The 8,907-nt window shown below is 63.6% G+C and carries 9 protein-coding genes; 7 read left to right on the top strand and 2 right to left on the bottom strand.

What is annotated here, in order from left to right; genetic code table 11:
• The first annotated feature begins 73 nt into the window (after window positions 1-73).
• Window positions 74-466 (top strand): divalent-cation tolerance protein CutA, encoded by a 393-nt coding sequence (gene cutA / locus TX78_RS10700; protein ID WP_199765278.1) that lies wholly within the window; start codon window positions 74-76, stop codon window positions 464-466.
• A 96-nt stretch (window positions 467-562) separates the two neighbouring features.
• Here the strand turns inward: cutA and TX78_RS10695 are convergent, their stop codons facing one another.
• Entirely contained in the window at window positions 563-2,230 is a 1,668-nt protein-coding gene (locus TX78_RS10695; protein ID WP_044496187.1) for a sodium:solute symporter family protein, read from the bottom strand.
• Between the two features lie 5 nt (window positions 2,231-2,235).
• Window positions 2,236-2,556: a DUF4212 domain-containing protein gene (locus tag TX78_RS10690; RefSeq protein WP_081652758.1), complete on the bottom strand. Its 321-nt coding sequence runs from the start codon at window positions 2,554-2,556 to the stop codon at window positions 2,236-2,238.
• Window positions 2,557-2,847: 291 nt separating this feature from the next.
• On the opposite strand from TX78_RS10690, the gene TX78_RS10685 reads away from it, so the two are divergent.
• The 6 genes from TX78_RS10685 (at window position 2,848) to TX78_RS10660 (ending at window position 8,675) form a co-directional block, all read left to right on the top strand.
• Window positions 2,848-3,360: a hypothetical protein gene (locus tag TX78_RS10685; protein ID WP_233722248.1), complete on the top strand. Its 513-nt coding sequence runs from the start codon at window positions 2,848-2,850 to the stop codon at window positions 3,358-3,360.
• 24 nt (window positions 3,361-3,384) lie between these two features.
• The gene (locus tag TX78_RS10680) at window positions 3,385-3,774 is read left to right on the top strand and encodes a hypothetical protein (RefSeq protein ID WP_069956275.1); all 390 of its coding nucleotides are present in this window, start codon (window positions 3,385-3,387) and stop codon (window positions 3,772-3,774) included.
• Window positions 3,771-5,468, top strand: coding sequence for a sodium/solute symporter (locus TX78_RS10675; protein ID WP_044496132.1), 1,698 nt, complete (start codon window positions 3,771-3,773; stop codon window positions 5,466-5,468). Before TX78_RS10680 ends, TX78_RS10675 begins: the two co-directional genes overlap by 4 nt.
• A complete protein-coding gene (locus TX78_RS10670; protein WP_044496131.1) occupies window positions 5,458-6,789 on the top strand; it encodes a histidine kinase in 1,332 nt (443 codons plus the stop codon). Before TX78_RS10675 ends, TX78_RS10670 begins: the two co-directional genes overlap by 11 nt.
• A 45-nt stretch (window positions 6,790-6,834) precedes the next feature.
• A complete protein-coding gene (locus TX78_RS10665; RefSeq protein WP_044496130.1) occupies window positions 6,835-7,722 on the top strand; it encodes a LytR/AlgR family response regulator transcription factor in 888 nt (295 codons plus the stop codon).
• Between the two features lie 119 nt (window positions 7,723-7,841).
• Window positions 7,842-8,675, top strand: a complete 834-nt coding sequence (locus tag TX78_RS10660) for an aldo/keto reductase (protein WP_044496128.1) — start codon at window positions 7,842-7,844, stop codon at window positions 8,673-8,675.
• Window positions 8,676-8,907 lie beyond the last annotated feature (232 nt).

Here is an 8,907-nt window from a genome sequence, read left to right as displayed (position 1 = left end):
GCGGGGTTCACCGCTGCCAGCTTCTCTCCTATGCTGGCAGCCACATCACCACGCGGTAGTTCTAGGAGGGGCCGTGCAGCAGACACCCGCACCAGGAGAATCATCCCGGATTGGTGCCAGTGACGCAGCAGATTCGGCTGCGGCACTCGCCGTCATCGTGCAGACCACGGTGGGCTCCGAAACCGAGGCCAGTGAGTTGGCCGGTCGCGCTCTAGAGGCCCGGCTAGCAGCCTGCGCCCAGGTCAGCCAGATCCGCAGCCTGTACCGCTGGGCGGGTGAGCTTCAAGATGAGGCAGAACAACTTGTGAGCTTCAAGACCACCAGGGACGCCGCCGTCGAGCTCTGTTCCCTGCTGGAGCGCGAGCACAGCTACGAGGAGCCCGAAGTGGTGGTGCTGCCTATCATCGACGGCAGCGACGGCTACTTGCGGTGGCTTGAGGAAAGTACCCGGCCAGGCACTGCCTGAGCCGCACTTCCGCGTTCTGACCTGCGCCGATACGCAGGTGGCCCCGCTCCGGAACTGGAGCAGGGCCACCGTTGAAGGTACATCGAGCAAGGGAAGCTATACGCCGGTCGTGACCTTGCGGGTCTGCGGGTAGCGAATCTCTTCCACCATCTCCTGGACCTCCGCACTGGGCGGACGGGTCAGGCTGGAGACGATCATGGTCACCGCGAAGTTCACCACTGCACCGATGGTGCCGATGCCCTCCGGGGAGACGTTGAAGATGTGCTCGTTTGCGCTGGTGCCGAAGATCTCCAGGGTGTAGATCATGTAGCTTGCGCTGAAGATCAGACCCGTGAGCATACCGGCCGCGGCGCCCTTGGCATTGGCTTTCTTCCAGAAGATACCCAGTATCAGGATCGGGAAGAAGGTCGATGCCGCCAGGCCGAAGGCGAAGGCCACCACCTGGGCCACGAAGGCCGGTGGGTTCAGCCCGGCGAAGATCGCCACGATCACCGCACCGGTCATCGCCAGGCGGCCCACCAGCATCTGGGTCTTCTCCGAAGCCTTCTCCTTGGAGATCATCCGGTAGAAGATGTCGTGGGAAGCAGCCGAGGAGATCACCAGCAGCAGACCAGCGGCCGTGGACAGTGCCGCCGCCATACCGCCTGCGGCCATCAGACCCACAATAGGTGCGGGCAGCCCGCTGATCTCCGGGGAGGCCAGCACCAGAATGTCATTGGAGACAATCAGGTCAGCTCCGGAGGCCGCGCTGTTGGACACCGTCTCAATCACACCGTCAGTGGAGTTCAAGGTGACATAGCCGGCATCGGCCCATGGTTGGATCCAGCCCGGAAGGTCATCAGCAGTGGCGTTCTGGGCGGTGCGCAGCAGGTTCAGGTTGGTGAAAGCACCCACTGCCGGAGCCGTGAGGTAGAGCAGCGAGATAAAGAACAGCGCCCAGAAGGCGGAGAACCGCGCGCCGCGCACCGTCTTGGTGGTGTAGAACCTGATGATCACGTGCGGAAGACCTGCTGTACCCAGCATCAGCGAGGCAGTCACCAGGAACACATCCAGCTGCCCACCGGGACGTCCGGCGAAAGCGTCGGTGAACTCATGGAGACCGAACTGCACGCGCAGGGCATCCAGTTCAGCCAGGATAGTGCCGTAGGTGACCTGCGGGACCGGGAAGCCGCCGACGGCCTGTGAGACCGCCACCGCGGGGATCAGGTAGGCGATGATCAGCACAATGTACTGAGCCACCTGGGTGTAGGTGATGCCCTTCATGCCACCGAGCACCGCGTAGAAGAAGATCACTGCGGCTGCCACGACGACGGCCCACTCGGCAGAGAGCCCGAGGAAGCGTGCGAAGACCACACCGCCACCGGTCATCTGGCCCACCACATAGGTGAAGGAGACGACGATGGCGCAGATCGCGGCCACTACGCGCACCGTATCGCTGTAGCGGTCACCGACGAACTCCGGAACGGTGAACTTGCCCCATTTGCGCAGGTAAGGAGCCAGCAGCAGAGCCAGCAGGACGTAGCCGCCGGTCCAGCCCATCAGGTAGACCGAACCATCGGAGCCGAGGAAGGCGATCATGCCGGCCATACCGATGAAGGAGGCCGCACTCATCCAGTCCGCGGCCACCGCCATGCCGTTATAGAGCGTGGGGACGCCCTGGGAGGCGACGTAGAACTCCTTGGTCTCCTTCACCCGGGATCGCCAGGCGATGTAGATGTAGATCCCGAAGGTCAGGATCAGGAAGAAGAATGTCCAAAACTGCATATCGCTCACAGTCGCTTCCCTTCCTCATTGCGCTCGGATACTCCGAACTCATCATCGATACGGTCCATCCACAGCGCGTAGACCAGGATCAGGATCACGAAGGTGTAGATCGATCCCTGCTGGGCGAACCATAGGCCCAAGGGGAATCCGAGAATTTCGATGGTGTTCAGCGGTTCGATGAAGATCACGCTGAGGCCCAGCGAGACGAAGGCCCAGATGGCCAGCAGCACCGCCAGGACTCGGACGTTTTTCTTCCAGTAGCGCTGGCGCCAGCTCGAATCCTCCGCTGGCGGGCCGGAAGTGCTCTCTTGCGTCACATCGGACACGGGAGGCTCCCTTCATGTGCTTCAGTGCGAATGGCCCGCATCAGGGGCAGGCCGCACCCGGTTGAGTGCTTGCCACTACCACACTCTGGTGTGAGGTGGATCACAAGGACTTATTTATCGGACGGCTGGTCTGTGTTTCCGGACGGCCTTTCTGCAGCTGTGAGCGGGCGGCGAGGGGCCAGGTGCCGCTCATCGAGAGAAAACCGCCGCTTATAGGTCAGGTGGCACCTCTGGGAAGGTCGACACCTTCGAGGCGATGATTGTGGCCTGCATCACCTCTAGGATGCTGCTATGACCGCTACCGCGCAGAAGAAGCCAGCACGCTCCACGGCGGGTGTGGAAGACCGCGGACTCGCAGGGGTCTTTGCCCGTCTGAAGGAAGGCCGCAAACACGGATACGGTGTCTTCCATCTGGGAAGTTGGCCCATGCTGATCGGCGGAATGATGATGATCATTTCCGCGTTCCTGCCCTGGATCTACGTTTCCCTCACTCAGGGACTCATCGGCGAATCATTCGTCCTGCGAGGCACCGATGGCCCCGGGGTGCTGACGCTTTCCGTGGGGTGCCTGGCATTCGCCGGAGGTTTTGTGCCGCGGCGTCGGCTGGCTATTGCTCACGCCGCCATTCCGGGACTGGTGGTTGCCGCGATCGCCCTCCTGCAGGGTTGGAACCTGATTGTCGCCAATGCCTCCACCCAGTGGGGCTCCTTTATGCCCGGGATGGGGCTTGTGCTTGCCGGCGGTGGCGCAGTGCTGCTGATCCGTGCCGCGTGGAGTATGTGGAAGCGCTGGCCCGCCGCCTAAGGCTTGTGGCTCTAGACTCACTTCATGAGGTACGACGACGTCCCCTCGGCTGAGAGTCCGGTACAGGATGAAGTCCGGGACACCCCGGCTGAAGCTGATGCGGCCTTCCGCACGCTGCGTCGAATCGCCATCACCTACTTCACGGTATTCCTGGTGATCGTGGCAGCCTTCCCGGTGCTCACCATGACCCTGCCCTGGTGGACTGAATCCCGAGTCACGGGCAATCTCAGTCCGGGTTTTCTCTTTGCCGGTGTGGGCCTCTACCTGGTTCTTGCGGTGCTGGGCATTGCCGCAGCTACCCTGAGCTCGTCTGTGGAATCACGCATGCTGGGGCATCAAAGTCCGGGGCCCCAAAGTTTCAGCGCAGAGTTTGACCTTCCCGAATCCGGGGCAGCCGATGAGGCAGATCGATGACGACGACGGCGGTCATCACCCTGGCTGCAGTATTAGTGATTGTGCTCGGCGTCAGTGTGCTGACCCGACCTCGGCATTCATCCACCGTCGACTTCTACCTGGCCGGTCAGCGCGTGGGTGTCATCACCAACTCCTGGGCGATCAGCGGCGACTACCTCTCCGCAGCGTCCTTTCTGGGGGTCGCTGCTGCGGTCTATGTCTCCGGTCTCGACGGCGCCTGGTATGCGGTGGGCTTCGCGGCCGGTTTTGTGCCGGTGCTGCTGCTGGTGGCCGCTCCGCTTCGGCGCTACGGAGAATTCTCCCTGGCTGATTTCCTCGGCCGCCGGCTGGACTCTGACGCCGTACGGATCTCCTCGGTGGGAGTGGTTCAGCTGGTGATCCTCTGCTATCTGGTGCCGCAGTCAGTGGGCGGCGGCATCACCTGGGAGCTCCTGGTCGGACACGGGATATTCGGCCTGAGTCCCTACTCCACCGGGGTGCTGCTGTCCACGGCGGTGATCGCGGTGGTGGTGGCCTTCGGAGGTATGCGCGGGACCACCTGGAACCAGGCGGTGCAGTTTCTGCTCCTCTTCAGCGCCCTGATCTGGCTCGCCGTGGTCCTGACTGCTGACGGGTTCCGCTACGGGGACGCTGTGGAGCAGCTGAGCCAGCAGCCGCTGACCAACCCTGAACTGGTGGACTCGGGGGACCAGCAGTCCTGGCAGCTGGTGGAGGAGACAAACTTCATCCAGCCCGAAGAACCTGCGGTATTCGGTGAGCCCGGGGCCCGCTACGGTCACCTGGGGCAGGTGGCTCTAGTGGTGACCCTCGGGCTTGGCACAGCTGGGCTGCCGCATGTGATGAACCGCTACTTTACCTCGCCCACCGGCCGTGCCGCCCGTTCCACTACCGTCTGGGTACTGGTCCTGATCGGCGCCTTCTACGCCCTAGCAGTCATGATGGGCACTGCCGCCAGGGACATCATCCCCGCCGCTGCCCAAGAACACCCGTGGCTGCGTGAACTCACCGTGGACGGGGTCCTGCGCGTGCCCGAACATGCCTTACCAGTGCTGGGTCGGATCTATGGGGATGAGGCAGGGTTGGGGCTGGTGGCCGCAGCCGCCCTGATCGCGGCGATGTCCACAGTGGCCGGTTTGCTGCTGGCCTCTGCCGCCACCTGGGGCCACGATGTGTATGAGCGCCACATCAATCCGCGCGCCACCCAACGCCAGGCGGTATGGGCCGGGCGGCTGACCACGCTGGTTGCCGCTGCACTGGCGGCAGGTCTGGCCATTGCCCTGCGTCCCGATGCTTATACTCCCGCGATGCCGTCTCTAGTGGCCACCATGGTCACCTGGGCTTTCGCCGTGGCCGGCTCGGCGCTGACGCCGGTGATCGTACTGGCGATCTGGTGGAGAGGCACGACGGCGCCCGGCGCGCTTGCCGGCATGCTCACCGGGGCGTGTCTGGCTGTGGCGATGTTCCTCACGGCCGGGATGATGCAACCCTCGGCGCTGCGTGAACTCATGGCGGCGCCGACCCTGTTGGCGGCACCTGCGGCTGTTCTGGTGACGGTGCTGATCTCCAGAAAGACCCGGCCACCCGCCTCAGTGGATGCGGCGTGGGTCATCATGCACGGCACCGCAGCCGACCGTCAGGCAGAGCGGCTGGCGACTCTGACAGTGGAGGAAAGGAGGCGCCGTCGTGCGCGGTAGCGTGATTCTTGCCATTGCTGTGGTGGTGATCTGGTCGGTGGTCTACGCCATCACGCAGCGGATGGTGGTCCCAGCATTGCCGGTACTGCCCACCGTGGGAATCGGTGTGGCGCTGACCTTGGCGGTGGTGCTGGGTTATCCCTCGGTGCTGCGCGGCCCACGTGGCAGCCGGGGCCTTCTCGGCAGCCGCGCAGCTGCCCCACTGCGTGCAGAGAAGCCCCGGGGGGTCAGTGACCTGGCGGGCCGTTCGGTGCCGCTGCGCAAAGGCCTGACACCAGATGCCGCCCGTCGTACCTGTGAGCTGCTGCGGCCCATGCTCTCTGGGGACGCGGTGTGCATTACTGATACTGAAGACATCCTGGCTTATATCGGTCCCGGAGCGGATCATCACGTGCCCGGCGGGCAGATGCAGACGACGGCGGCCCCGCGCACTGTCAAAAAGGGCCGCACTTCGGTAGTGCACACCCCCGATGGGCTTGGTTGCCGGCACCCGGAATGCCAACTGCAGTCTGCGGTGATCGCCCCGCTGCGGATCGGCTCGCGCACCGTGGGCACCCTGGGTGTGTACCAAGCCACCACCAAGACTCCGCCGAAGCAGCTGGTGGAGGATATGGCCAATATGCTCTCGCTGCACTTGGAGTTAGCTGAACTCGACCGCGAGAAGCAGCTGGCCACTCATGCCCGGCTGGACGCACTGCGCGCGCAGATCAATCCGCACTTCCTGTTCAATGTGCTCAACACCATCGCTTCGAAGGCGCGAACCCGCCCGGAGGAGGCTCGGGAGCTGCTGCTGCGGCTCTCCGAGTTCTTCCGCTACGCCGTCCGCCAAGAGGGACACTTTGCGGAGTTCGCCCAGGAGTACTTCTTTGTACGCACCTACCTGTCCCTGGAACAGGCCAGGTTCGGGGAGCGGTTGCAGATCCGCTATGACATCGACCCGCAGGTGCTGACGTCCCGGGTGCCGGTGCTGACCATCCAGCCGCTGGTGGAGAACGCGGTCAAACACGGGATTGCCGGGAAGAAGGAAGGCGGTACCGTGCGGCTTCGGGCTCGGGTTGATCCGCTGACCCGCACCACTTCTATTCGGGTCTCCGATGATGGTGTCGGCATGGACCCGCAGGTGCTGGCTCGGCTGACGGCCCGGCAGACTGAGGTGGCCTCGGGCCAGGATTCAGCGCTGACCGGACCGGATCACGCCGGGGTTGGGCTGCAGAATATCTCCGAGCGGTTGGACTCGCTCTTCGGGGATCGTTATGACCTCTCTATCTCCACGCCGCGTTCCGGCGGCACGGTAGTGGATCTGAGCATTCCGCTGCGATGAGACTGGCGCATGTGAGCTGGCGCACTTTCCGCTTATACTTGCGGCATGCAGCCGCGCGCCCTGATCGTCGATGACGAAGCCCCCGCCAGGGAGGAGCTGCGCTATCTACTGGAGGAGGCCGCCGGCACAGAAGCCTCAGGTGCCGGACGAGTCCAGGTGGTGGGGGAGGCCACTAACGGCGAAGAAGCCCTTCTGCTGCTGAACTCGCTGAACTACGACTTGGTCTTCCTGGACATTAGGATGCCGGGTCTGACCGGTCTTGAGGTCGCACAGCGCCTGCGGGAGAACCCGCGCGGACCGCGGGTCATCTTCACCACCGCCTATCCGGATCACGCAGTGGAGGCGTTTGACCTCTCGGCTGCGGATTACCTGGTCAAGCCTTTTGATGCCGAGCGGCTCAGGCGTGCGGTGGAGCGGGCCCTGAACCTCGGCAAAGAGCCAGGGGCCAGGGACGACGGCGCGGCGCAGCCGGTCACCGCCGGTGGCGCAGCTGCCCCGCAGGGACAGGACATTCACAGTGCAGCTGCTGCCAACGGGACCGGCCAGGGACCGGCACACGGGCATGGAGCTCAGGAGCCGTCGTCGTCGGCTGTTCTTGATCCGCTGGTGCGCATTCCGGTGCAGAAGGATGGCCGTACGGTCCTGGTGGACGGCGAGGCGATCGTCTACGCAGCTGCCGCACGCGGGTATTCCTCACTGAAGCTGGCAGATGACAAGTTGCTGGTGTCTTTCTCCCTGAACGAGCTGGAGCGCCGACTTCAGGGGCATTTCTTCCGGGTTCACCGTTCCTACCTGGTCAACCTGCGCTATGTGCGTGAGCTGGTACCAGACTTCCGCGGAACCCTGGTCATGGTGATGAATGACCGCCAGCGTTCCCGGGTGGAAGTCTCGCGCCGGCATGCTCGCGAACTGCGCAAGAGGTTGGGCGTATAACCAAGGTGTCAGAACGTAGGCTGATCAGGTGGGAATGACCTGGTGAGCGCGGAGGTTCGTGTCAGTGGGACGGGCCGTTTCGGGCCGCCCATCAGTCAGAACTTCAGTGAAAGGTCACCATGACTGCAGTACCCACTATCAAGCTCAACGACGGCTATGAGATCCCGCAGTTCGGCTTCGGCGTGTGGCAGGTCCCTGCCGATATCGCTGAGGAGGTTGTGTCGAAGGCCCTCGAGGTCGGATACCGGCATATCGACACCGCTGCTGTCTACGGCAACGAAGAGGGCGTCGGAGCGGCAATTGCCAAGTCCGGGATCCCGCGCGAGGAGCTTTTCGTCACCACCAAGCTGTGGGTGGGGGACTTCAAAGACGGTAATACCAAGCAGGCGCTGCGGACCTCCCTGCAGAAGCTCGGCCTGGAGTACGTGGACCTGTACCTGATCCACTGGCCCTCCCCGAATGATGAGAAGTACCTTCAGGCGTGGAAGGCCCTGGAGGAGCTGCAGTCTGAGGGTCTGACCCGCAGTATCGGCGTCTCCAACTTCCTGCCCGAGCACCTGGACAAGGTGGCCGAGATCGGATCGGTGACCCCTGCGGTCAACCAGGTGGAAATCCACCCCGCTCTGCAGCAGCGCGACATTCAGGCCGCCAATGAGAAGTACGGCATCGCCACCCAGGCCTGGAGCCCGCTGGCTCAGGGCCAGGTCTTCGACGAGGAGCCGGTGAAGGCTGCCGCTGAGGCGCACGGGGTGAGCCCCGCCCAGGTGGTCATCCGCTGGCACCTGCAGCAGGGTCGCATTCTCTTCCCGAAGTCAGTGACTCCTGAGCGGATCGCCTCCAACTTCGATGTCTTCGGCTTTGAACTCACCGATGAGGAACTTGCTGCCATCGACGGGCTGGAACGCGATGGTCGCCTCGGCAAGCATCCCGCGGAGTTCTTCCCCGCCGGCTGATGCTGCTCCAGGTTGATGCCTGGTACTGATGACACAGGGCCCGATCACCAGGAATTGGTGGCCGGGCCCTGTCTCTGTTTCCTGGCCCCTCGGGTGAGCCCGGGGAAACTCCCTTTGCCCTGCTGGAGTGGACAATTCGCTGCTGTTTCAGCGCCTGTAGCCCAGCAAATCGTCCACTGAAAGTGACCAGGGCATGCATTTGGCGGACAAAAGTGCCCCCGGTGCGCAGACC

Source organism: Nesterenkonia massiliensis (assembly GCF_000455245.1).
GTDB lineage: Bacteria > Actinomycetota > Actinomycetes > Actinomycetales > Micrococcaceae > Nesterenkonia > Nesterenkonia rhizosphaerae.
Note: the sequence above shows the minus strand (reverse complement) of the source record. Positions and strands in the feature narration are given on the sequence as shown.

Coding starts and splice junctions, on each gene's coding strand:
- TX78_RS10665 (WP_044496130.1), top strand. CDS start 6,835: ATGCAGCCGCGCGCCCTGATCGTCGATGACGAAGCCCCCGCCAGGGAG.
- TX78_RS10680 (WP_069956275.1), top strand. CDS start 3,385: ATGAGGTACGACGACGTCCCCTCGGCTGAGAGTCCGGTACAGGATGAA.
- TX78_RS10675 (WP_044496132.1), top strand. CDS start 3,771: ATGACGACGACGGCGGTCATCACCCTGGCTGCAGTATTAGTGATTGTG.
- TX78_RS10660 (WP_044496128.1), top strand. CDS start 7,842: ATGACTGCAGTACCCACTATCAAGCTCAACGACGGCTATGAGATCCCG.
- TX78_RS10695 (WP_044496187.1), bottom strand. CDS start 2,230: ATGCAGTTTTGGACATTCTTCTTCCTGATCCTGACCTTCGGGATCTAC.
- TX78_RS10685 (WP_233722248.1), top strand. CDS start 2,848: ATGACCGCTACCGCGCAGAAGAAGCCAGCACGCTCCACGGCGGGTGTG.